Here is a 24900-nt window from a genome sequence, read left to right as displayed (position 1 = left end):
AACAATTTAATAGTCTTCGGGCCAAAACCCCTCTCCCCAAGTTGAGAGAGGGTGCGTTTTGTGAACAGGTTTAGCCTTTCGACAGTACAAAGAGAAACACCAAGTGCGCAGCGTATTTGCGCAGTGAAAAATAATTTATAAATTCATCAAAAAAATTTCAAACCGATGCCTGTTAACCGCAACGCCCTTATCCGCTACCGCACCATTGACCAATGCCTGCAAAACCGTTTTAAGAAATGGACGCTGGATGATTTGATAGATGCCTGCAGCGATGCTATTTACGAATACCAGGGCATTGATACTGGTGTAAGCCGCCGTACGGTACAGGCCGATATGGAAATGATGCGCAGCAATAAACTGGGATACGAAGCGCCAATTGTGGTGGTTGATAAAAAGTATTACACCTACAGCGATAAGAATTATAGCATTACCAACAGTCCATTAAACCAACAGGATATGCAGGTGCTAACCGAGGTATCCGACCTGCTGAAACAGTTTAAAGGATTCAGTCACTTTACCGACCTGAATGAAATGGTGAGTAAATTGGAAGATAAGATCTACACACAAAAAACGCAAAGCGCGCCGGTAATTGATTTTGAGAAGAACGACAATCTAAAGGGGTTGGAGTGGATAGAAGTGATACGTAAGTATATTGTAGCTAAGAAAACAATGTGTGTAACCTACCAATCGTTTAAAGCGAGGGAAGCCAGCACCTTTTGTTTTAGCGGATATCTGCTGAAGGAATATCGTAACCGTTGGTTTGTATTAGGTATATCGCACCAGCGTTATAAACCACTGCTTAACCTTGCTTTGGACAGGATACAAACGATTACTGCGCACGATGAAGATTATATTGAGAATACCACTATCGATTTCTCAACTTATTATAACGACGTGATAGGAGTAACTAAATCACCCGGCCAGCGCGATGTGGAAGTAGTGTTTTGGATAGACGCTAAAAATGTGCCCTATGTAGTAACCAAACCTTTACATCATACGCAAAAGCTTTTGAGCGAAGATGAAACAGGGAAAATTTTTAGCATACGCGTAATTATGAATTTTGAATTGGAGCGAGAGCTATTGGGTTTTGGATCCAAGCTTCGTGTGCTTGGGCCAAGGATACTGGTCAAACAGATCAAAAAACAATTGTATGAAACGTTGGAAAGTTATAAGGTGCCGGAACAAAAAGAGATTAGCCCGGAAAGTTGATTAAAAGCTGTGTTAACCTATTGCGGTCTTTTTTGCTCATTGCCGGATATACTGGTAAATAAACAAGATTGTCCAATGTCAACTCTTCAGGTTTGGGAACGACGCCCGGCTGGCTCAACCTGATTAAGCTCGATGCTTTTTGTGAAGCATCAAAACCGTTTTTGCGTAAGTAGCTGATCAGCCCGTCCGGATTATGGGTTTCAACAGGCATCACCCAGTAAGTATGTTTCTTATTCTTTAAACCAATTTTATAGTCATCGGGAATATTTGGTAAAATATCATTGGCTAACAGTATCCTTTCAGTAATACTATGCTGATTAAAATTAGCAAGCTTATTTCGGAGCAATCTTTGATTTGGCGTGGATGGCTGGTAACGGATTTGTTTAAAAACATCGTCATCCGGGAAGCCTTTGGTAAAGCCATCCAAAACCTCCTCAAAATCCTTTCCCATGGCCATTACGACGTTATAAAATAAGGTATAAATGGTTTTGTTGGTGAGTACCTTCACCAACGCTACTTTACAAAGCCTTTTAAAGTATCCAAGAGAATCTTGTTGATCGTATTGTGCATTACGTGCAACAACTTCTGCATATAAAGCCCGATCTTTTATTTTGACCATCGCCCCGCTAATAGCCGTATTGGTTTTAATAAAGCCAAAACTAAACATCGCCACATCTGATGCGGGATTCCCACCATATAAATTACCGGCATACGCCTGTGCGCAATCCTCAAATATAATGAGGTTATGCTTTTTGGCTATGGCAACTATCGCTTCAGTTTCCATAATACCACCAAAAAGGTGAGTGATCAGTATAGCTTTGGTTGCAGGTGTAATTGCTGCTTCCACCTGAACAGGGGACATATTTAAGGTATACTTATTAACCGGAATAGGAACAAGTGTTAGTTCGTGCCAGTTAATTATGGCGAACATATCCGGGATACTGATATCGGTAACAATCATCTCGAAGCCCGGCGGAAAATTCAAAGCATTTAATACCAGATCCATGCCAGTTCTCACCGAGAGACAAACCAGTTCGTTAGCGTGTTGATCAACATCCGGCCTTTGTGAGCGAAAGCGATCAGTAAGGCAATAATAAGCTCCTGAAACCAGATCCTTGTAGCTGATATATAATTTACCTCTGGGTATCATTTTACAATTTATATATGCGGCTATAATTATAATTGAAAGTAATGATATATTAGCGTATTGCCAATACTATCTATGCGCCTGAAACAAAAACTACCAGTAACCTATCTGCTATTTACTTTTAACGGCCGCTTATCAAAAGGGGCTTTTTGGCTGGCTTCCCTGTTTTACTGGTGTACCTTTTATGTGCTCTATAATTTGTTATTATTTGCCATAGGTGAAAGTGCTACGTTTATACTATATCCGTTACTATTCTTGATCATTACGGCCACTTCCATCAAACGCCTGCATGATCAGGGCTATTCAGGTTACTGGCTGTTTGCTGTTTTAATACCCGTGCTTGGGCCGTTATGGTTATTCGGGCGATTAGGTTTCAAGAAAGGGAATTATACGACAAATCAATACGGCTCGGTGCCCGGGTCGGCGCCCGATTATTTGAAAAATGATGAAGGCAAAGAGATCCCACACCTAAAAACCGACGAGCGCATTATAGATGATGTGACCCGATTGAACCCGGTATTGGTTGCTAAAATAGTGCGTCCGGCTTCTGTTGGGGAAGTTTGCGAAATTGTTAAAAACACCACCGGAGCTATCTCCGTAGGCGGCGGTCGTTTCAGCATGGGTGGACAAACGGCCAGTCCGCACAGCGTGCATATTGATATGCGCGGAATGAATAAGGTGCTAGAGTTTTCTGCAACAGATAAGCTCATCAAAGTACAAACTGGGATCCGCTGGTGCGATATTCAGCAATATATTGATGAATATGACCTAAGCATCAAGATTATGCAAACCTATGCCAACTTCACTGTTGGAGGAGCACTGAGTGTTAATGCACACGGGCGATATATGGGCATGGGGCCGGTGGTTTTATCAGTACGTTCAATTGATGTTGTATTAGCCGATGGCTCATTAGTGCACGCCACTAAAACAGAAAACCCAGAAGTGTTCTTTGGCGCTATCGGCGGTTATAATGGCATTGGCATTATTGTTCAGGCCGAGCTCGAGTTAGCGGATAATCTGGCCATTAAACGAATTGATAAAAAAATGAAAGTTGAAGAATATAAGGATTACTTCTTCAAAACCATACGCGATAATTCACAGGTAGTTTTCCATAATGGCGATATCTACCCGCCAAAATATAAGCGTTTACGAGCTGTAAGCTGGATAGAAACTACCGAAAAACCAACTGTTAAAACCCGCCTGATGCCGCTGAAGGAATCTTATCCGCTGGAGCGGTATTTCCTATGGGCGTTTACAGAAAGGCCGCTGGGTAAGCCCTACCGGGAGTTTATAATTGACCCTTTATTATTTAGGGGCAAAAGGATCCACTGGCGCAACTACGAAGCCGGTTACGATGTTGCCGAACTGGAGCCTAAATCACGCATCAACAGCACTTATGTGTTATTGGAATATTTTGTTCCTTTTCAGCGCTTTGAGGAGTTTGAACAGACCATGGCCGAAATATTTATCCGGTTTAATGTAAACGTGTTAAATGTCTCTATCCGCCATGCCAAAGCCGATCCGGGCACTTACCTGGCTTGGGCACGTGAAGAGGTATTTGCTTTTGTAGTTTATTATAAACAACGTACAGACCCGGCATCAAAACATGCCGTTGCTGTATGGACACGTGAGCTGGCCGATGCCGTAATAGCTGTAAATGGTGCTTATTATTTGCCTTACCAGGTACATCCAACCACCGCACAGTTTCATAAAGCTTATCCTAACGCGCAAAAGTTATTCGACTTGAAAACCAAGCTTGATCCTGACTATAAATTCAGGAACATTTTTTGGGATACCTATTATCAACCATTAAAACCAAAAAGCAATGTCTAATACATCCGAATTTAAAGCAGTATTTAACGATACCAAATGGAGCGACGATTTTTACCGCTTTTTGCAGGTGATATTTCATTTGTATCCTGAAGATAAATTCCATCAGCTGATAAAAGAAGAAACCGCTGCCGGTAAAACCGACGAAGAGATCTATAAATCGGTGCAAAGCAAACTGAGAAGCATTAAGCCATTCTTATCGGAATTAACTTATGCGCTACCGGCACTCAAAAAGCAAAAAAAGGAGATCGTTCGGCAAACGCTAGAATTATTGGGCGGTGTAAAACAGATCGACGGTTATGCCGAGATCGGTTCTACCGGCCGTTATATTAGTCAGCTAAGAAAAGAAACCAAAGTTACCGGTCCGATATATCTTATTAACGATCTGGCGCCAACCAATTCGCCTGGCGATATTATGGAACGGGGGCAATTAGGCAAGTTGGGGGCTTTTGTGGATATTAATGGTTATGATCCCATCAGCAATTCAATTATTCCTGATGCCAGCCTGGATGTGGTTACCTGCTATATTGGTTTGCACCATTGCCCGGTGGCTAAGCTTGATGGGTTTGTAAAATCGATCTGCCGTATCCTGCGGCCTGGCGGCTCATTTGTTATCCGCGATCATAATGTTAAAACGCCAGACATGGCCACTTTTGTTTCTTTGGTGCACACGGTATTTAATGTGGGATTTAATGAGGCCTGGGAGTTTGAATCCAAAGACTTCAAAAACTTTAAATCCGCTGATGAATGGGCGGCAATTATTGAAAAAGGCGGGTTTAAAGATGCCGATAAACGCATACTGCAAGAAAAAGATCCATCCGACAATACCTTAATGTTGTTTACCAAAATATAAGCATGAGAAGGCTAAGGATACTGGCATTAATTGCGTTGCTGCTGGCCATCATAACGTTTGCTGTTAAAAACACGAAGCCATCCACTTTCCCAGCCGGGAAGGGCTTGTTGGTTGATAAAGCCTGGCTGGCAACTGATCAGCATCCGTTAACACCTCAGGCAGCTATACGCCCACCTGATCAAACTTTCCTTACCTATCCGGAGTGGTTCCTGGTCTTTAGTCCGGCTGAGCAGGCAGATTACTTTAAAACGCGCACTTCAACCACATTTCCCTACCTAAAGCATATTGACCAAATGTGGGGTGGCAATGGTGTAATGTATGATCAGATTAAAGGCAATTTCCCATTCAATACCGGCTACCACGTTATGATATGGGTAATAGCCGGCAGCACAACCGTTGAGTACGGTATCAAATCATTTTACGAGACCATTATTGGCCGGATAACGGATACCAGCCCTAATGAAGAAATAACAGTCGAGGATAAGTTCAACGCCGATTATGAACACAGCTATGTGAAATTTATTGAGACATTGCCATGGTACGAGTATGATTTTAACCATCAGCTTAAATCGTTGTGGAGCAATAGCTCTTTATCTGGCCCGCATTTACTTCGTAAACTGGAAAGACGCTATTATCTTACTACCGAGTTATTGGTTAAAAGTGGCTATGGCTGGCTGATTGGCCTCGGCACCAAATCAGCTTATGAAACAGCCTCTTTGCAAACAGCAGTAGTGGTGGATAGGCTACCCTCAGGGCTGGATACAACCGGCTTTGTACATAATGTAAAAGTATTGCCAAACGGTATGGTATTGGCTAATTTACCCCGTTATGCTGAATTTAATACTGCGGTTAGTAAGCTGGCCAAAGATGGTGTTGTTTTTAATGAGATTGCTGGGAATAAAGGTGCAATTATGCTTACTGTTTTAACCTATAAAGCGTTAAATGTAACTGGCAATTATAAAGTATTATTTACTCAGCCGGTCTTTACTACGCCGGGCTTAAGTAGAGTTGCTTTAGTCACAACGGTGGGAAACCTAAGTACAACTGTCAAAACACTTTTAGATGATAAAGTTACTATTGAGCATGTGTACGACTATTGAGTTAAATAGGCGTAATCAAAATTAACAAAAAACACAGTACATTAACAGAAATGCAATGTTAGTAGCGAATGAAAATAAAAGTCAATAAATATTGGTTGGGTGATTTTGAATATGAATAAAATATTAAAAAATCCACTCAAAGCCCTTGCCATGTTGGCTATCTGTTTAGGGCTTGTGATAATTTACTTCACTGGTGGGTTTGGGCTGGGAATAGGGATATTGATGATGATAAGTTCAATATTACTTTATCTCATTAATTACTTTGCTTCCAAGACTAAATATTTTAAAATAATACAGATTGGAGTTTCGGCAGTATATATTTTTACTGTTTCTTATTATGTTTTGAAATGGCAGGAACATACAACTTTTATCTTCTCTAAAGCATCCAAAGGAGCGGTGGGAATAGTTTTCGGCATTGAAGGTTATCCTGCGCTGCCTCCAACTTTTCTATGGRCTAAAACTTTTACAATCCCTGATAGTGGTATTGTCATCACGTCCACAAAGGAGGAAGATATGCCAACCTTTCAACGATACCGATACTCCGATAGATCTGCAGTTGAAACGAATGACATCGAATGGAATCCAAACTTTCAATATCCCTGCATTAAAAGCAAGGGAATAGTAAAGGCATGGTTATTTAGCAAAAAAGGGCAATCCGATTCGTTAGCGCAGAAGCGTATAGTAGAAATTGTGAACAAAATTGATGCAGGCAAATTGAAAACCTTTTATAAGTCTTTGGGGGTGTCGATTGTAATGGCTAATGAGGGGGCGTATTTAACTCTTCAAGGTGCTGGACTTGCTTACCTGCCTGATGCTGTCAGCACATTCCCGATTAACACAATTTACCTCGCAGATAATAAATTCACAACGATACCCCCACAGCTTTATAAAATTAAATCACTTCATAGTATTTATTTGGGTGCAAATCCCATAAAGTCACTTCCAATTGATTTGTATAAAATACGAGGGCTAAAAAGCTTGTTAGTAGGAAAAACAGAAATCCGCGAAATTAAAACCGATCTTTCAAATCTTGATAGTTTAGAGGACCTTGATATTTCTGGCAATAAATTGTCAATGTTTCCTGAAAAAATCAAGACAATTCCTCACCTAAAATGGCTTTCAATTGAAGAGAATGAGTTTAAAGACTTGGGGTTCGTAGATAGTAAATTAAGTGGGCTTCAAACATTGCAGGTCTATACCAATAAGATTAAACGCATACCTGGTAATATTCGCTATCTATCAAATCTTAGAGAATTGCTGATTTTTGATAATCAAATAGATAGTATCCCTAACTGTATAGGTTCGTTGGTTAATCTCGAAAAACTTGAAATTTGGAATAATCCCGTCCGTTACATTTCTCCTGAAATCAAAAAGTTAACAAAATTAAAGGAGATAAGATTGGATGACAATTACTTATCAAAAGAAGATAAGAAACAGTTAAAGCAGTTGTTGCCGCATTGTGATATTCACTTTCAAACCAGATAGAAGTGATTGATATATGAAAATTAATATACTTGTGCCTGTGTCGCTAGTATCAATAAGGGTCGGTCTGTAGTTAATTTATTTATTAACTACACGGATGACAAAACGCTATCCGCTGGGACAAAAACGTTTTGGCCAAAAAATTTTCACGCAGATTGCGACTGGAAAATCTCAATAAAATTTAAGCAAAGTGTTGTACCTATGTTGTACCCACAAAAAAACAGGCTTTTAGAAACCAATCTAAAAGCCTGATAATCAATAAGTGGAGAATATCGGAGTCGAACCGATGACCTCTTGCATGCCATGCAAGCGCTCTAGCCAGCTGAGCTAATCCCCCATTTCGGGAGTGCAAATATATACCTTTAAGCCATAAAATAAAATCCTTAAGTAATTTTATTTTTTTGAAGCCCTGTTAGCATACATCATCCCATTTGGGATTCATTTTTCCAGAATTGCCGGGGCGTTATCTAAAATCAGCTGCATGAATTTAAGATCGAGCCAGCGGTTAAATTTATAGCCTACCTGCTTAAATGTACCTATTTGGATAAACCCCAATTGTTGATGTAATTGCAAGCTTGCTTCATTATCCGCATCAATACCCGCAATAATAGTATGCACAGATTTTTGCTTAACTGTTTCTATTAGCTGCATTAATAGCATTTTGGCAATACCCCGCCTACGATAATCTGCATGTACATATACAGAATGTTCGATGGTATATTGATAAGCCGCCCAGGCCCTGAAGGGGCCATAAGTTGCAAATCCAGCAACTTTTCCGCCCACATCGGCAACAAAAACAGGAATATTGCTTCGGTTTTTATCCTCGAGCCAGTCCAACCGCATAGCAATGGTATGCGGTTCATAACTATAAACTGCTGTTGTGTTCACAATGGCGTGGTTGTAAATATCAAGAATATCGCCCGCATCGGCTACACCGGCCTGGCGAATGACAACCTTTGCATGATCAGCGTTGTTTTTTTCCATAATAAGCTATTTGCATCTAAATATAAGTATTGAAACTACCTGTGATGATGGTGTGCTACTGATTTACCGGCTAAAACACAAAACCCCTTAAAACAAGTAAAGCCCCTGATGGGCAGGGGCCTTTACTAACCAATTATAAACCTAAATTATGAGAAGACTATTTTGTGTTTTTGTTATAGTGTAAAAGTAACACTAAGTTTTTATATTATCAAGCATTATTTTGTAATTCTATTGTAACATTTATTAAAACCACTCAATTCTGCTGATTGATTCTCAAAAATACAAATAAATYATTRTTAAWGTGWTAATTTTTTAATTTTTTAATCTTAATCTATTTAACAAGCAAAACAAACCATAAATAATTGTGTTTTACTCAAATTTTTTTATCAATAACATAAAATATACACAAATTACAAGTTAAAAATATTGAAATTCATTAAAAAATCAATGTTTTAATGAATTTTACTCAAATTTTATTCCAAAATAAGGCCACAAAAATAAGAAATAGCCATAAAATTCATTTTTTTATTCCAATTAGGAAAAAAATCTTCGTTTTTACTAAAATAATAAACTCCCAACCTTTGGAGATATTGTAAGCCCGTGTGTAAAAATTACTTTAAATAAGCATAATTTTAAGATTGCTTCTGCATTTTTGCGGCGCATTTTATATTTTTTCTGCCCATGATAGCTACCCGGTCGCCCAAAACACATCCTCACTTAACGTCGTTCACTTTATGGGTTATGACCATCGCTACGGGATTGGTAGTGGCTAATATTTACTACAATCAACCCCTACTGGCCGATATAGCGCACACTTTTAACATCACCGATAAAAAAGCGCAGCAGGTATCGCTGTTTACACAGATAGGTTATGCAACCGGCTTACTGTTCATCATCCCCCTGGCCGACATGGTTAAGCGAAAACGGTTAATATTGATTGATTTTATATTCGTGGTTTTCTCCCTGCTGATAAGTGCACTGGCCCCTTCTGTAACAATATTAACTATAGCAGGTTTTTTAGTTGGCGTATCATCCGTAATACCACAATTATTGATACCTATGGCAGCCCACCTGGCTAAACCGCATGAGCGGGGTAAAAAAATAGGTTTTGTAATGAGTGGGTTACTAATAGGAATACTACTCTCGCGTACCTTAAGCGGTTTTGTAGGCGAACACTTTGGTTGGAGAGCAATGTACTATATAGCAACCGGGCTGATGCTGGCTATGTGGCTAATGCTGTTTTTCTTTTTACCCGAGGTGGAGCCCGATTACAAGGGCAATTATAAAAACCTGATGAAATCGCTCATTCATTTGTTTAAAACAGAACCTAAGTTAAGGATGGCTGCCTTTCGTGGCGCGCTGTGCTTTGCAGGATTCAGCGCTTTTTGGACAACACTTGTATTTTTACTAAAACAACCCCAGTTTAATGCGGGCAGTACGGTAGCCGGTGCTTTTGGCCTGGTTGGGGCCTTTGGCGCTTTAGCCGCCGGACTGATGGGCAGATTAAGTGACAAAATGAATGCCTATAAATTATCGGGGTATACTTTGTTGCTGGTGCTCGTCTCCTTTATCATTTTTTATTTCTCTACCCATAGTATCATTGGCTTAGTTATAGGCGTTATTGTGCTTGATATGGGTGTGCAGGCTACTCATATATCCAACCAATCGATAATTTTCTCGTTGATACCAGAGGCCCGCAACAGGTTGAATACGGTATACATGGTATCTTATTTTATAGGCGGCGCCTCTGGTACGTTTTTAGCCAGTCAGGTATGGAAAAGCTACCAGTGGAATGGTGTATGCGTTATTGGCGCCGCTTTAGCTGCCATTGCCCTGGCAGCGCACTTACTTGGTTATCAAAAAAACGTACGGAATTAATGCAAGTGTCCGGTTATTGATTACTAAGCGGACACCTGTTTGATGCCGATTAATACTATACCTCAAAAAAAATAAAAAAAAATCTGGCAATAAAAACCGCTTAAAAACAGCCATTTGCACATTATTATAAAAAAAACATGGCGATTTAATACCTTTTTTTGCGCGCCGCAAAAATTTTGGCACAGGATTGGAATAAAGCCTATCAAACGTAACTGTTATGGAAACTACTAAGAAACCGGTTAAGGAAGAAGAAAAAGAGTGGGAAAATCCGGTAGAGCCAACAAAAACAACAGACCCACGCGATGAGGAACAACTTTTAAGGCAATACAACGAAGCAAAACGCCGTAAAGACAACCTTACCGAAAACCAGGAAACTGAAAAGAAAGACTAAACACAAGAAATTAAACGTAAAAAAACTAAACTATGAAAACCACCAGAAAACCATCAACCAACAAATTAGTAACACGTTTTGATAACGAATTAAAAATGATACTGGTGAATGATTTGAAAGCTGCTAAGGCAAAAGCATCACGGCTTTTACCAAGCGCGGCTTAATAAAACCAAACATACTTACCTACAAAACATCTACCTATGAAAGCTTATAAAATTGCACCATCAATGAGTAAATTAATTAACAGATTTGACGATGAATTATTAAACATTTTATTGGAAGATCTGAGAAACTTCAAATTGAAAAATCAATTTGTTAAAAACAACACGCAGGTTGCCACGCAACAAACAAGCAAGGCTGCCTGATCATCATATATACCCTACATCTATCTATCCGAAGTACTACACATCTATGAAAACGATAAAACCCTGCCAAAACAGGGTTTTATTTTTTTAAAGCATATTTGATGATAAGGCCCGCGGTTTTAGCCGATGCCCCTGGCTGCCCCATCCTCCCATCAAGCTCATCATAGTTGCTCAGCATGTTTGCACGGTAAGCATCATCCTTTATGATGGCGTTAAGTTCGGCGGCTATTTTCAGTTCGTTGCAATCCTCCTGTATAAGCTCTTTTACAATGCCCTTATCAACAATAAGGTTAACCAACGATATAAATTTAATTTTCACCAACAGGCGTGCTATAGCTATGGTTAGGGGATTCCCTCTATAAACCACTACCTGCGGCACATTAAACAAAGCGGTTTCCAGCGTAGCCGTGCCGGATGCTACAACAGCGGCATAGGCATGGGTTAACAAATCATAAGTAGCATTAAATATTACAGGAATGTTTTTGCCACTTAAAAACCGACTGTAAAAATCCGGCTTAAAAGATGGCGCTCCGGCTATAACAAACTGATGATCAGGAAACTGGTTTGTTACCGCTATCATTTCGGGCAGCAAGTAGCTTATCTCCTGCTTACGGCTGCCGGGTAACAGGGCGATGATCTTTTTATCAGTTAAATGATGTTTCCGTAAAAAACCAGGTTCGGGTTTAAATGCAGTTTTAGCATCCAGCAGCGGGTTGCCTACATAGTCAACATCCATTCCCCAGGTTTTGTAAAACTCAACCTCAAAAGGCAGGATACAAAACAGGTGATCAACAATCTTTTTGATTTTTAAAACCCGTTTCTGATTCCAGGCCCATACTTTGGGCGAGATGTAATAGTAAACGGTTAATCCAGCAGATTTTGCAAACTCCGCTATCTTTAAATTGAAACCAGGAAAGTCTATCAGCACTAAAACATCGGGTTGATACGCAACAATATCCTGTTTACACGCCTTCATGTTTTTCAGGATAGTGCGCAGATTTACTGCTACCTCCACAAAGCCCATAAAAGCCATATCGGCATAATGTTTTACCAATGTACCACCTTCGGCCTGCATCAGGTCGCCACCAAAAAAACGAAAATCAGCTGTTGGGTCGAGCTCTTTTAGGGCTTTCATCAAATTTGCGCCATGCAAATCGCCCGAAGCTTCGCCGGCTACCAGGTAATACTTCATCTGATGGGTTGTAATTTAAGTAAAAACACAGCCGCCATAAATACAAAGGTAACCAGTATGATACCTGCTCCGGTTTTATCATACCCCTGCTTAAAACAATACCTGGTGATAAACAAATTAAAAGCGATAGCCACCAGGTATGGCACACCCGGCTTGTTGAATATTAAAAAGTTACCTTTTAGTAAGTACAAAAAAACGAACAGACTAATGCCCGGCAGTATTAAACCGCCAATTATCCCTGCCGCTATACTGTTGTTTTTTAACATGTTTTTTAACACGGTAATTTATACATTAAACTGCCAGTTATTTAAAAACGGAATAGCGTGGTGCGCCGTCATATCAAACTGTATAGGCACTACCGAAACATAATTATGGTCCAAAGCCCAAACATCGGTATCTTCGCCGCCATCATTCAACTGGAAAACGCCGGTAAGCCAGTAATATGGCCGCTTATGCGGATCAACCCTTTCGTCAAACTCCTCGGCCCATTTGGCATTGGCCTGGCGGCAGATCCTGATGCCTTTGATATCTGGTGTATTAGGAAAATTTACATTCAGCAAAGTATTTGCCGGTAAGCCATTAGCTAAAACCTGCATGGCAAGCTCCTTTACAAATTTAACGCAGTGACTAAAATCTGCATCAAGGTTATAGTCATCCAAAGAAAAACCTATTGAAGGAATACTCTCAATAGCGCCCTCAACCGCAGCCGACATGGTACCCGAATACAATACGTTAATGGAATTATTTAAGCCATGATTAATACCTGATACGCACAAATCGGGCTTTTGACCTTTAAAGATCTTGTTCACAGCCAGCTTCACACAATCAACCGGCGTGCCCGAGCAACGATACATTTCAATACCTTCGTAAATATCAACCTTATCTAAACGTAATGGTTTCCCAATGGTAATGGCATGCCCCATTCCCGATTGCGGACTATCTGGCGCAACCACCACTACCTTTCCAATCCCGCTCATCGCTTCAATTAAAACTTTGATACCGGGGGCGGTTATGCCATCGTCATTTACTACAAGAATATTGGGTTTGGTGATTTTCATTGTGCGAAATTAGTTATATTTGATTTATGCTGACTGCTGATAGGAAAAAGAAATGCACCGTTGTGTTAAAGAATATATCATTATTGACCCTATCCAACAAAATGCAGACTTGTACATTTTGAAAGACGGCATTTAACCATCTTCAACAAAAAGCGCAAAAGGCCGAAACGCTTAAATCATTGCTTTTGCCTGGCTTTGAAATAGAAATTTCAAAATTATTCCAATAAAATTCAATCCACCTTCGCTTTTACGGATGCTACCCAATTAGCATCCCTGTCAAAATCATTTTTAAAGTTTTGCAAAACAAAAGCTTTGTCGGGCTTAACTATGTCGTTAAAAACCTGCTTGCCATCAACAATTATGATAATCGGTTTAGACATACCAACCATAGCTGGACTGATTAAAATCTCAACCTCTTTAACCCTTGATGTTTGTATGTTGAATGTATTTTGAGCGTAAGATGCCTGTACCGCCATGCGCTGTCCGTCAAGGTTATAGTAAAGGTCATCCATGTCTTTTTTATGTATTTTATCATACTCTTTAACATTAAATCCCTTGTACCAGCGGCCATCTTCCTTGTTAAAACCAGCCTGGGTTATCCTAAGCCAATCACAATTGTTAAATATTGTATCCGAGGATGTTTCCCAATAAATTTTAGCCTGAAAAGGGTTCCGCTTAATACTATCCATATACTTTACCGCAAACGGTAAGTCAATATCCAGGTGTTTATCCTGATGAGTGTAGCCAATGTATTCTTTGTATTGTATTTTTTGCCCCGCAATAGCTTTTAATTGGTTCACTATATTACGAGTTAGCATCATAGGCCTAAGATCGTCGAGGTCGGAATGAACAATATAAAGCGGACGATTTGTAATATTTTTTATATAAAAATCCTTCACAAAAAGTTGGTTCATCATCGAATTATAGGCTATTATACCGGCAAACATATTTGGAGAATAAACCCCAAATCCAATTGCGCCATCAGACCCATCTGAATGTCCAAAAGCAAATACCCGGCTATCATCAATATTCAGGATCTTTTTTAATGAGGCCATGATAGATGTCAACGTACTGAAAGTATAATTTGGAGTATTCTGTCCTTTGCCCCTAATTGGTTTTTTGCCCCAATCAAAATGAACATCCCGGTCGGCAACTGGTCTTACAATGATATAGTTATGCTTTTTTAATTCAGTAAACAGCACATCATCGTTAAATTGTGCCAAACTATCAATATCATTGAACCCACTGCGGCTAACGGCACCGTGCAACAACAATACGCATGGCGTTTTTATTGAATTTTTATAAGATGAAGGAATAAATACCCTAAGCGGAACTTTACCAAATAGGGTATCAGTATAAACGTATTTATAATCTATCCCCGTTTTATCAACTACCGGGTAAGCTTGCCAATTGTGTATAGTTTTTAATAATCCATCAGCAGAAATGGCGGCATTGTTTTTTAACTGACCTAACAGCTTATTGGCATTGGCAGGCGATAGTTGCAATAATTGTGCATGTGAAACACGCGAAGCAAAAGCAGCAAAAATAAAAAGAATCAGTTTTGATAAGTTTGGTTTCATGTATCCGTTTTGGTAAATGACAGCCCAAGACACTGATTGTTGCATACTCAAAACAAAAAAGGAGCTTATCGCTCCTCTTTTGTTTATCATAAACTGTTAATCCACTTGACTAATTCATCTCGGGTTTTACCCGTTTTTTTCTGAAGTTTCCCTAATGTTTCCTCGTCTTTACCTTCTTCATAGGTCAGGTCATCATCTGTCAGGTCGCCGTAAGCTTGTTTAATCTTCCCCTTTAGTTCGTTCCAGCTGCCTTTTATTTGTAACTTATCCATAATGCTTTTTTATTTAGATGTATTGTCATAACATTCGGAAAACGATATGGTTTCGGGGAAAGAGTCAAGAGATTAGAGTCAAGACTTGTGAATTGGAACTGAACAATAAATAGAATCCATTCCTGGTTCTTTCAGTCCTTCACAAATCGCTTCAATACCTTACGCTCAAAATTATTGGAGGACCAAAGTTCTATTTTGTAGTGATCGGTGCCTTCATCTGCTTCGGAATTAATATTCTTGAGATCATAGGAGTAAACCCTTATACGATAATATCCAGGCGTTACTATAGCTTTCAACTGGATTTTATGATCCGGAAAATCGAGCACCTCCAATATCCCGGAACTGATCCTGATACCGGCCTCAACTACGTGATCGTACTTTTTAAAATCTTTTTCCCGGCTTGCTGCATCCAGTACAGCCAGTTCGGCCTTTACATGACCAAAACTTTCTATACCAATACCTACAATATCTTTATCTTTTGATGTCGCCAATCTATCTGCATAAGCAGCAGACGTCCAAAAGCTGGTGTCGCCGGTTTCGCCGGTAAAGGCAGAATCACAGAGGTAAAACTGGTTTTCTGAAGTGAAAAAATCGAGTTTATATCTTGCAGACGGGCGATCTTTAAAGGCCGATAAAAGAACAAGCATAAAAGGAGTAAGGATCAAAGCCATAGCTATTTTCTTCACTATTACTTTGATCCTCATCATTTGCACCTGTTTATTGTTAATGCTACAAATTAGTTTTTGCTCCTTTATCCAAGCGTCCTTATTCTTACAAAGCCCCCGCCTTTATCTCTTCCACAACAGCCGGATCAAGCAGGGTGCTGGTATCGCCAAGGTTACCTGTTTCACCTTCTGCTATTTTGCGCAAAATGCGGCGCATGATCTTGCCTGACCGTGTTTTTGGCAGCCCGCTTACAAACTGAATTTTATCTGGTTTGGCAATGGCGCCTATTATCCTGGCAACTGTCATAACTATATCCTTACGGGTAAGCTCAGCATCACCATGCTGATTTGGGCATACCACGAAGGCATATACACCCTGTCCTTTTATATCATGCGGGTAACCTACAACCGCCGATTCAACTACGCTGCTGTGCATGTTAATAGCATTCTCCACCTCGGCTGTTCCAATACGATGACCGGATACATTCAGCACATCATCAACGCGACCGGTTATGCGGTAATAACCATCTTCATCGCGCAGGCAGCCATCCCCGGTGAAATACAAATTTTCGTAAGTGGCAAAATATGTGGTGCGGCAGCGTTCATGATCACCATAAGTGGTACGCAGCATACCCGGCCACGGGAACTTGATGCATAGGTTGCCACTTACACCATTGCCCTCTATTATCTTCCCATTTTCATCAACCAATACAGGTTGTACACCGGGTAAAGGCAAAGTTGCATAGCCCGGTTTGGTTGGCGTAACATTACAAATAGGCGATATCATTAATCCTCCATTTTCTGTTTGCCACCAGGTATCGGCAATAGGGCATTTGCCATGGCCTATTTTTTCATCGTACCAATGCCAGGCTTCTTCATTAATAGGCTCCCCTACTGAACCCAGTTTGGTAAGCGAACTAAGGTCTTTCCCTTTTAACGGTTCATCGCCAAAACTCATCAACGAGCGAATGGCTGTTGGCGCAGTATATAATATATTTACTTTATACTTATCTACAATATCCCAAAACCTGCCGGCATCCGGATAGGTAGGCACCCCTTCAAACATTAAAGTTGTTGCTCCCTGCGATAGCGGACCGTATACAATGTAAGAGTGCCCCGTAATCCAGCCGATATCGGCAGTACAAAAATATACTTCGCCCTGGTTGTACTGGAACACGTTAGCAAAAGTATAGCCGGTGTAAACCATATAACCACCGGTAGTATGCACCACACCTTTAGGTTTACCTGTTGAACCTGATGTATACAGAATGAACAACATATCCTCGGCATCCATTTGTTCTGCAGGACATTCGGGGTTACCTTGTGTTTCTACCTTTTTAACTTCATCTTCCCACCAAACATCGCGTCCCTTTATCATAGAAACCGGTGTGCGGCTGCGGGTTAAAACAATTACACGCTTAACAGATTTACACTGTACCAGTGCGTCATCAATTACCGATTTTAAAGGGATAGGTTTATTAGCCCTAAAGCCTCCATCGGCAGTTATTACAATATTACATTCGGCATCATTTATTCTATCGGCAATGGATTGTGCCGAAAAACCGCCAAATACAACCGAATGAATTGCCCCAATACGGGCACAGGCCAAAACGGCGATGGCCAGCTCAGGTATCATAGGCATGTAGATACAGATGCGATCGCCTTTTTTTGCGCCGTTATTTTTTAACACATTGGCAAACTGGCAAACCTTATCATGCAGCTGGCGGTAAGTTAATATGCGGTGATCTTCCTGCGGATCATTTGGTTCCCATATAATAGCAGGCTTATCGCCAATGGTCGCCAGATGGCGATCAAGGCAATTTTCTGTAATGTTGAGTTTAGCTCCCTGGAACCATTTAATCTTTGGCTCTTTAAAGTTCCAGTCAAGTACTTTATCCCACTTTTTTTGCCACAAAAAATTTTCGGCAATATTGGCCCAGAACTCTTCAGGCTGCTCAACACTCTGTTGATAAACCTGTTTATATTCGTCAAACGATGTAATCTTCATAGTATTCATAATGGTGGGCGTAAATTAGTAATTTCTGTGTTATGTACATATTAAAAAACACCACTTATTAAATATTTTTAATAAGTGGTGGCATTTGAAGGCAGGCAGCCTGAAATAAGGGCCGCTGATCGTTTTTATAAATAATTTGATAATTTTTAAAAACACTGTTGAATAATTGATTTAAAAGTCTGATATTTGCAAACTCTTTTGAATAAAGGGTTGATAATTAAAAATATTTGTCATGTCAAGAATTTGTGATCTAACAGGAAAAGGATCTATTGTAGGTAATAACGTTTCAAACTCAAACGTTAAAACAAAACGCAGGTTTCATCCTAACTTAAAACTCAAGAAGTTTTATATCCCTGAAGAAGATAAATGGATTACCTTAAAGGTATCTACATCTGCTGTTAAAACTATCAGCAAAAACGGCATTACTGCCTGTATCAATAAATTTGTTAAAAAGGGATACATTTAGTAGGTATTACGTTAAGGCCTTATGTTCGGCATAGGTATTAAACGCAGTATATAATTTAAAAAATTACGTAAGCCGGGATGGTGATACGTACAACATAAAAAGAAAATGGCAAAAAAAGGCAACAGGGTTCAGGTAATTTTAGAGTGTACTGAACACAAAACAAGCGGTATGCCAGGCATGTCTCGCTATATTACCACCAAGAACAAAAAAAATACAACTGAAAGACTGGAAATGAAAAAATTCAACCCGGTTTTAAGGAAAGTAACCGTTCACAAAGAGATTAAATAATCAGTTGAAGTTACTGTTTGTTGCTGTAGTTTTATACAGTATACAACTATAACATACAACTCAAAACTTAAATAACATGGCAAAGAAAGTAGTTGCAACACTGAAAGTAGCAGGTAAAGGCAAAGAATATTCAAAAGTTATTACAATGAACAAATCACCAAAAACTGGTGCTTATTCATTCAAAACCCAAATTGTCCCTAACGATTTTGTTAAGGATGCAATTGCAGGTAAAACTATATAATACCTTTTGATTTAAATATTGAAGCCGTCTTGTTTTTACGAGAGGGCTTTTTTCGTTGATGCCTATGCATCAGATGTGCAGACACGCAGATTAAAGTAATTATATTAAACTGACATCTGTTAATTATCATTTGGACATATTTGCATTGCTAAATTAAACATCAAAAATACGCACATTATAAATCTGCATATCCGCACATCTAAAATTTGCACATCTAACTATGGGATTATTTGATTTTTTTAAGAAAAAGGAAAACACACAGCAGGAGCAACAAGCCCTTGATACCGGTTTAGAAAAAACCAAGGATAACTTTTTTTCAAAGATCACCAAAGTTATTGCCGGTAAATCAACCGTTGATGATGATGTGCTTGATGAACTGGAAGAAGTGCTGGTTACATCTGACGTAGGTGTAAGCACCACCCTAAAGATTATTGAGCGGATACAGGAACGTGTTGCCCGCGATAAATACGTGGGTACAGGCGAGTTAAATACGCTGTTAAAAGACGAGATTCAAAAACTACTTGCCGAAAACAACAGCAATGATTTCCGCAATTTTGAATATGGCGATCATAAGCCTTATGTAATAATGGTTGTGGGTGTTAATGGCGTGGGTAAAACTACCACTATTGGTAAACTGGCACATAAACTTAAACAGGCGGGTAACAAGGTAGTGCTTGGAGCCGCAGATACTTTCCGCGCAGCCGCGGTTGAACAATTGCTGCTTTGGGGCAAACGGGTTGATGTAAAGGTTGTAGCCCAACCAATGGGATCAGATCCGGCTTCGGTTGCCTATGATACCTTACGCTCGGCCGTTGCCAACGGCGATGATGTAGCTATTATTGATACTGCAGGCCGTTTACACAATAAGGTTGGCTTGATGAATGAGCTTACCAAAATTAAAAATGTGATGCAAAAGGTAATTCCCGGCGCACCGCATGAGATCTTGCTGGTATTGGATGCATCAACCGGCCAAAACGCCATTGAGCAATGCAAGCAATTTACCGAGGCCACCAACGTAAATGCCCTGGCTTTAACCAAGCTTGATGGTACCGCAAAAGGTGGTGTGGTGATAGGGATCTCGGATCAGTTTAAGATCCCTGTAAAATATATAGGCGTTGGCGAAGGCGTTGAGCATCTGCAGTTGTTTGACAGGCAAGCGTTTGTAGACTCCCTATTCAAACAATAATTATGTCATTGCGAGGAGGTACGACGAAGCAATCTCCTACCTTGCAATTCAATCCTATATAGTTCGCGATTGCTTCGTTCCTCGCAATGACAATTTTTTCATTGCAATGATTAGTGTGTTATGAAGACAAAAGAAATTTCGCGCCCATTATCAAAACCAGTTAAACAACGTGTTAACGTGGTTACTTTGGGTTGTTCAAAAAATATATACGATTCCGAGATCCTGATGGGGCAGTTGAAGGGCAACCAGTTTGATGTGGTGCACGAGGCTGAAAAAGTGGGCAAGAATGATATAATTGTTATCAATACCTGCGGCTTTATTGACAACGCCAAGCAGGAATCTATCGATACCATATTACAATACAGCGAGCTAAAGGAACAAGGCAAGGTTGGTAAAGTGATTGTAACCGGTTGCTTAAGCGAACGCTACAAACCCGAGCTGGAAGCCGAGATCACCAACGTTGATGCCTACTTTGGTACTAATGACCTGCAGAATTTATTGCAATCAGTTGGCGCCGATTATAAGCATGAGCTTATTGGCGAGCGCTTGCTTACCACCCCATCCCACTTTGCCTATTTTAAAATTGCCGAGGGGTGTAATCGCCCGTGCTCTTTTTGCGCCATCCCATTAATGAGGGGCCAACACCTGAGTACTCCCATTGATCAATTGGTAAAGGATGCGCAAAACCTGGTTAAAAACGGCACAAAAGAACTGATATTAATTGCACAGGACCTAACCTATTACGGCCTTGACTTATATGGCAAACGTAACCTGGACGAATTGCTTCGCCGGCTGAGCGATGTTAATGGGGTGGAATGGATCAGGCTGCAGTACGCCTACCCATCGGGTTTCCCGATGGAAATATTGGATGTGATGAATGAGCGGGACAATATCTGCAAGTACATGGATATGCCTTTACAGCACATCAGCGATGATATGTTGAAATCTATGCGCCGCGGTATCACCAAACAAAAAACCATCGACATTGTAAACCAGATTCGCGATAAAGTACCCGGCATTGCTATGCGTACCACCCTCATAACAGGTTATCCCGGCGAAAGCCAACAGGACTTTGAAGAAATGGCCCAGTGGGTTGAAGATACTAAATTCGACCGGTTGGGTTGCTTCACTTACTCGCATGAAGAAAAAACACATGCACATTCTTTAGTGGATGATGTGCCGGCCGATGTTAAACAGGAACGTGCCGATGCGATAATGGAAATTCAGCAAGGGATTTCGTTTGATAAGAACCAGGAAAAAATTGGCCATACATTTAAGGTATTGGTGGATAAAAAAGATGGGGATTATTTTGTTGGCCGTACAGAATTTGATTCGCCCGAGGTTGATAACGAAGTGCTAATTGATGCCAGCATTGATTACGCAACAATAGGCGGCTTTGTTAACGTAAAGATAGACAGCGCAGAAGACTTTGACCTTTATGGACAAATTGTAAAATAATGCTAATTTGTGGCGCATTACCAGTAATGATTTTACATTTGGATTAATGGAAGCCTCCTGTATAAGTTATAAAGAAACCGGATTTTTTTCGCCCACAGTTATTGACTACCTCGAAAACCGGGCCGAGCTACAATCGTTTTATGCCTTCCGGCCTGATATGGACGGTTTTGCCGAACTGCTGAAAAACAAAAAAGTAGTTGCCAATCGGGAGATATTGTTCCGTGTACTATCAAAGCAGTACGTGCATAATGAACAGGAAGGCAATTCAAAATTCAAAATTCAAAATTCAAAACTTGTCGCAGACAATATTGATCTGCTAAAGCTTGATAACACCTATACAATTACTACCGGTCATCAGCTGAATATTTTTGCAGGTCCGTTATATTTTCTTTACAAAATTGCCACTGCTATTAAACTGGCACAGCAATTAAAAGCAGCTCACCCCGATAAAAACTTTGTACCTGTTTACTGGATGGCCAGTGAAGACCATGATTTTGCCGAGATTAATTACACCAATATTGGTGGTAAAAAAGTGCATTGGTGGTTTGAGGCTTCGGGCGCTACAGGGCGGATAAATCCTGATACCATGCGCCAGGCGCTTAACCAATACAAAGGGGTTTTAGGAATGGAAGGCCATGCCGTGGAAGTTGCCGAAATTGTTGAAACCGCTTATACCCGCTTTGATAAACTGGCCGATGCCACCCGCTATTTGGTGAACGCACTATTCGGTCAATATGGCTTGGTTATTATTGATGCAGATGACCACGAATTTAAGCAACAATTTGCTCCCATTATGGAGCAGGATATCGTTAACCAAAACAGTTTTAAAAATATAAGTGCCACCAACGAGCAACTGCAAAAGCTGGGGGTACATATCCAGGTTAATCCGCGCGAGATTAACTTTTTTTACCTGAAAGATAGCCTGCGCGAGCGGGTGATATTTGAGCAGGAAAGCTACAAGGTAATGAACACCGAAATTAGTTTTACAGAAGCGGAACTGAAAGAGGAAATAGCTAACTATCCGGAACGCTTTAGTCCCAATGTAGTGATGCGCCCCCTTTACCAGGAGTGCATATTGCCCAACATTGCCTACATAGGTGGTGGTGCCGAGGTGGTGTACTGGCTTGAGTTAAAATCAAATTTTGATTATTATAGGGTTGATTTCCCGATCCTGATCCTGCGTAATTCGGCATTGGTAATACGTAGGGAACAGGCTGCAAAAATTGAGCGCATGGATCTTGATGCCGCCGCCCTGTTTAAGCAAGATGACGAGCTGAAAACCGAATGGATAAAAAAACACAGCAACCACAACCTCAGTCTTGCAGGTGAGTGGCGCGAAATGTCTGCAATTTTTGAAAAGATCAAGCTCCGCTCCTATAAAATAGACCCTTCCCTTTCGCCATCAGCATTAGCCGTACAGGCCAGGTTAAAACATGCTGTTGATAATCTCGAAAAGAAATTAATAAAAGCCGAGAAACGCAATTACGCAGTAAGGCTGGAGCAATTATCAGCCGTAAAAGCCGAGCTGTTCCCCAAAGACAGTTTGCAGGAACGCACAGAAAACTTTGGTTTGATGTATGTTAAATGGGGCCAATCATTCATCGACGAACTCATCCGTCATTTTGAACCGCTGAATTTTGAGTTTACGGTGCTGACAGAGGAATAAAAACAGTACAGTAATGCGATTTACTTTTATTATTATTGCCACAATAATAATAAAACCAATTTGAAAAACCTTATCTCACTTAAGACATTTAAAGCGTTTGCAATTTTGTTTGCCAGCGCTGGCATATTTTTGGCATGCACCAAAGGCAAAACAGAACCAACGCCGCCGACGCCCGAACCCACACTGGCAATAACTTCGATTAATGTAACAGAGGGCCCTTATAACACCATTGTAGAGATTACGGGGACTGCATTTAGCAACACAATTAGCGAAAATAAAGTAACTTTCAATGGTAAAGAGGCTACTATTAGCACGGCAACTGCAAGCAAATTAACGGTTAAAGTGCCGCTTGGTGCTGGCACGGGTACTGTTAAAATAGTTGTAAATGGAAAAACTGTTACCGGCCCATTATTTACCTACCAGTTATCTATTGTTACAAGTATTTTTGCCGGCAGTGGTACATCCGGATTGAAAGATGACAACGGAATAAATGCCAGTTTTAATCATCCAACCGGTGTAACTACCGATGCTGACGGCAATGTATACGTAGCTGACCAAGGCAATAATAAGATCAGAAAAATAGATGTAAATGGGTTGGTTACCACCTTTGCCGGAACCGGTGTAGCCGGTTTTGTTAACGGGAATAATGCTTGCTTTAACACTCCTACCGGGCTTACAGCCGACAACGTTGGTAATATATATGTAGCAGATGAAATCAATCACGTTATCCGCAAAATAACACCTTCGCGTAACGTAAGCACATTCTCAGGAGATGGCACTTATGGTTTAGGCAACGGGCCGTCGATTAGCGCGCATTTCAAAAACCCAACAGGTATAACGATAGACGGAAGCGGCAACTTTTACGTGGCCGACCCTCAAAACAACATCATCAGAAAAATTGACAACACCGGCGAGGTAAGCACTTTTGCGGGTAACGCTGCATACGATTTAAAAGATGGATTAGGCAACGCCGCCAGTTTTAACTTACCCGTTAGTGTCACTGTTGATAAAAATGGCAACATCTATGTGGCCGATGTATTAAACTACCGGGTGAGAAAAATCACATCTGGTGGAGCGGTTTCAACGATTACCACCACAGGCGCATTTACTACTCAGTTTGACGGTATTGATGCGGTTGCTGCCGATTTTAACGGAAATGTTTATATAAGTGCTAAAACTAAACTTATAAAATTAAATAGCTCAAATGTCACAACAGTTGTAGCTACCAACTTAAAAGATGCACAGGGAATAGCCATTGATAAAAATGGCAATATTTATATTGCCGATACGGGCAACAATATCATCCGAAAAATATCAATGCAGTAAATTGAAATAAAAGACTGTCCTATTATAAGGCTGGACAGTCTTTATTTCAATTTAAAGAAACGGTTTAGCATTAAATTGTTTTGTAAACATAAACTCATATCACCAAAAAACCCGGCGTTAACCAGTCATGGTCGGAAGATTATTCTTCCGACTTTTTTGTTTTTATAGGTTTTGCATTTTGAAATTAACTATCTGATTACCAATTATTTAATTGTTTTTATCATGTTAATTTTGTATCTTATTGGC

At 40.2% G+C, this 24900-nt stretch carries 25 protein-coding genes and 1 tRNA gene; 16 read left to right on the top strand and 10 right to left on the bottom strand.

Annotation, left to right across the window (positions count from 1 at the left end; translation table 11 throughout):
• The first annotated feature begins 165 nt into the window (after positions 1-165).
• Complete coding sequence (locus tag AC1DO4_RS14255) at positions 166-1209, top strand: helix-turn-helix transcriptional regulator (protein WP_477416886.1); 1044 nt, start codon at positions 166-168, stop codon at positions 1207-1209.
• On the opposite strand, the gene AC1DO4_RS14250 is transcribed toward AC1DO4_RS14255, so the two are convergent.
• The gene (locus tag AC1DO4_RS14250) at positions 1193-2359 is read right to left on the bottom strand and encodes a DegT/DnrJ/EryC1/StrS family aminotransferase (RefSeq protein WP_477416884.1); all 1167 of its coding nucleotides are present in this window, start codon (positions 2357-2359) and stop codon (positions 1193-1195) included. The two genes, AC1DO4_RS14255 and AC1DO4_RS14250, sit on opposite strands and share 17 nt — an antisense overlap.
• Positions 2360-2431: 72 nt before the next feature.
• Between AC1DO4_RS14250 and AC1DO4_RS14245 the strand changes: the two genes are divergently transcribed.
• The 4 genes from AC1DO4_RS14245 (at position 2432) to AC1DO4_RS14230 (ending at position 7624) form a co-directional block, all read left to right on the top strand.
• A complete protein-coding gene (locus tag AC1DO4_RS14245) occupies positions 2432-4189 on the top strand; it encodes an FAD-binding protein (protein ID WP_477416882.1) in 1758 nt (585 codons plus the stop codon).
• Positions 4182-5039: a class I SAM-dependent methyltransferase gene (locus tag AC1DO4_RS14240; RefSeq protein ID WP_477416880.1), complete on the top strand. Its 858-nt coding sequence runs from the start codon at positions 4182-4184 to the stop codon at positions 5037-5039. The genes AC1DO4_RS14245 and AC1DO4_RS14240 overlap by 8 nt, the downstream gene beginning before the upstream one ends.
• Positions 5040-5041: 2 nt before the next feature.
• Positions 5042-6139 (top strand): hypothetical protein, encoded by a 1098-nt coding sequence (locus AC1DO4_RS14235; RefSeq protein WP_477416878.1) that lies wholly within the window; start codon positions 5042-5044, stop codon positions 6137-6139.
• A 111-nt stretch (positions 6140-6250) separates the two neighbouring features.
• On the top strand, positions 6251-7624 hold the full coding sequence (locus AC1DO4_RS14230; RefSeq protein ID WP_477416876.1) for a leucine-rich repeat domain-containing protein: 1374 nt from the start codon (positions 6251-6253) through the stop codon (positions 7622-7624).
• 260 nt (positions 7625-7884) lie between these two features.
• Here the strand turns inward: AC1DO4_RS14230 and AC1DO4_RS14225 are convergent.
• Together AC1DO4_RS14225 and AC1DO4_RS14220 are read right to left on the bottom strand one after the other, a co-directional pair.
• Positions 7885-7958, bottom strand: a tRNA-Ala gene (locus AC1DO4_RS14225).
• 101 nt (positions 7959-8059) lie between these two features.
• The gene (locus tag AC1DO4_RS14220; protein WP_477416874.1) at positions 8060-8605 is read right to left on the bottom strand and encodes an N-acetyltransferase family protein; all 546 of its coding nucleotides are present in this window, start codon (positions 8603-8605) and stop codon (positions 8060-8062) included.
• 681 nt (positions 8606-9286) lie between these two features.
• Between AC1DO4_RS14220 and AC1DO4_RS14215 the strand changes: the two genes are divergently transcribed.
• From AC1DO4_RS14215 to AC1DO4_RS14200, 4 genes are all read left to right on the top strand, one after another.
• Positions 9287-10483 (top strand): MFS transporter, encoded by a 1197-nt coding sequence (locus tag AC1DO4_RS14215; protein WP_477416872.1) that lies wholly within the window; start codon positions 9287-9289, stop codon positions 10481-10483.
• A 217-nt stretch (positions 10484-10700) separates the two neighbouring features.
• Positions 10701-10874, top strand: coding sequence for a hypothetical protein (locus AC1DO4_RS14210; protein ID WP_477416870.1), 174 nt, complete (start codon positions 10701-10703; stop codon positions 10872-10874).
• A gap of 32 nt (positions 10875-10906) precedes the next feature.
• Positions 10907-11038 carry a hypothetical protein gene (locus AC1DO4_RS14205; RefSeq protein WP_477416868.1) on the top strand — a complete coding sequence of 44 codons (132 nt, stop codon included), beginning with the start codon at positions 10907-10909 and terminating at the stop codon, positions 11036-11038.
• 36 nt (positions 11039-11074) lie between these two features.
• Positions 11075-11239, top strand: a complete 165-nt coding sequence (locus AC1DO4_RS14200; RefSeq protein WP_477406521.1) for a hypothetical protein — start codon at positions 11075-11077, stop codon at positions 11237-11239.
• A 79-nt stretch (positions 11240-11318) separates the two neighbouring features.
• Here the strand turns inward: AC1DO4_RS14200 and lpxB are convergent, their stop codons facing one another.
• From lpxB to acs, 7 genes are all read right to left on the bottom strand, one after another.
• Positions 11319-12431, bottom strand: coding sequence for a lipid-A-disaccharide synthase (lpxB, locus tag AC1DO4_RS14195; protein WP_477416866.1), 1113 nt, complete (start codon positions 12429-12431; stop codon positions 11319-11321).
• Positions 12428-12697: a hypothetical protein gene (locus AC1DO4_RS14190; protein WP_477416864.1), complete on the bottom strand. Its 270-nt coding sequence runs from the start codon at positions 12695-12697 to the stop codon at positions 12428-12430. The genes lpxB and AC1DO4_RS14190 overlap by 4 nt, the downstream gene beginning before the upstream one ends.
• Before the next feature lie 18 nt (positions 12698-12715).
• Positions 12716-13489 carry a 5'/3'-nucleotidase SurE gene (gene surE, locus AC1DO4_RS14185; RefSeq protein ID WP_477416862.1) on the bottom strand — a complete coding sequence of 258 codons (774 nt, stop codon included), beginning with the start codon at positions 13487-13489 and terminating at the stop codon, positions 12716-12718.
• A gap of 230 nt (positions 13490-13719) precedes the next feature.
• Positions 13720-15069 carry a hypothetical protein gene (locus tag AC1DO4_RS14180; RefSeq protein WP_477416860.1) on the bottom strand — a complete coding sequence of 450 codons (1350 nt, stop codon included), beginning with the start codon at positions 15067-15069 and terminating at the stop codon, positions 13720-13722.
• A gap of 86 nt (positions 15070-15155) precedes the next feature.
• Positions 15156-15341: a CsbD family protein gene (locus AC1DO4_RS14175; protein ID WP_477406531.1), complete on the bottom strand. Its 186-nt coding sequence runs from the start codon at positions 15339-15341 to the stop codon at positions 15156-15158.
• Between the two features lie 131 nt (positions 15342-15472).
• Entirely contained in the window at positions 15473-16048 is a 576-nt protein-coding gene (locus tag AC1DO4_RS14170; protein WP_477416858.1) for a hypothetical protein, read from the bottom strand.
• 64 nt (positions 16049-16112) lie between these two features.
• Positions 16113-18014 (bottom strand): acetate--CoA ligase, encoded by a 1902-nt coding sequence (acs, locus tag AC1DO4_RS14165; RefSeq protein ID WP_477416856.1) that lies wholly within the window; start codon positions 18012-18014, stop codon positions 16113-16115.
• A gap of 241 nt (positions 18015-18255) precedes the next feature.
• Here acs and rpmB point away from each other — a divergent pair, with 241 nt between their 5' ends.
• The 7 genes from rpmB to AC1DO4_RS14130 all read left to right on the top strand — a co-directional run bounded on the left by rpmB (position 18256) and on the right by AC1DO4_RS14130 (position 24654).
• Entirely contained in the window at positions 18256-18489 is a 234-nt protein-coding gene (gene rpmB / locus AC1DO4_RS14160; protein WP_022830076.1) for a 50S ribosomal protein L28, read from the top strand.
• 105 nt (positions 18490-18594) lie between these two features.
• Positions 18595-18777 (top strand): 50S ribosomal protein L33, encoded by a 183-nt coding sequence (gene rpmG / locus AC1DO4_RS14155; protein ID WP_067063463.1) that lies wholly within the window; start codon positions 18595-18597, stop codon positions 18775-18777.
• Between the two features lie 76 nt (positions 18778-18853).
• A complete protein-coding gene (locus tag AC1DO4_RS14150) occupies positions 18854-19018 on the top strand; it encodes a DUF4295 domain-containing protein (RefSeq protein ID WP_477401119.1) in 165 nt (54 codons plus the stop codon).
• Positions 19019-19238: 220 nt separating this feature from the next.
• The gene (gene ftsY, locus AC1DO4_RS14145) at positions 19239-20204 is read left to right on the top strand and encodes a signal recognition particle-docking protein FtsY (protein WP_477401121.1); all 966 of its coding nucleotides are present in this window, start codon (positions 19239-19241) and stop codon (positions 20202-20204) included.
• A gap of 120 nt (positions 20205-20324) precedes the next feature.
• Positions 20325-21662, top strand: coding sequence for a 30S ribosomal protein S12 methylthiotransferase RimO (rimO, locus tag AC1DO4_RS14140; RefSeq protein WP_477416854.1), 1338 nt, complete (start codon positions 20325-20327; stop codon positions 21660-21662).
• 46 nt (positions 21663-21708) lie between these two features.
• Complete coding sequence (gene bshC / locus AC1DO4_RS14135; protein WP_477416852.1) at positions 21709-23328, top strand: bacillithiol biosynthesis cysteine-adding enzyme BshC; 1620 nt, start codon at positions 21709-21711, stop codon at positions 23326-23328.
• 60 nt (positions 23329-23388) lie between these two features.
• Positions 23389-24654, top strand: coding sequence for an IPT/TIG domain-containing protein (locus AC1DO4_RS14130; protein ID WP_477416850.1), 1266 nt, complete (start codon positions 23389-23391; stop codon positions 24652-24654).
• Positions 24655-24900: the final 246 nt, after the last annotated feature.

The sequence above is a fragment of the Mucilaginibacter sp. P5_A6 genome (genome assembly GCF_056400585.1).
Note: the sequence above shows the minus strand (reverse complement) of the source record. Positions and strands in the feature narration are given on the sequence as shown.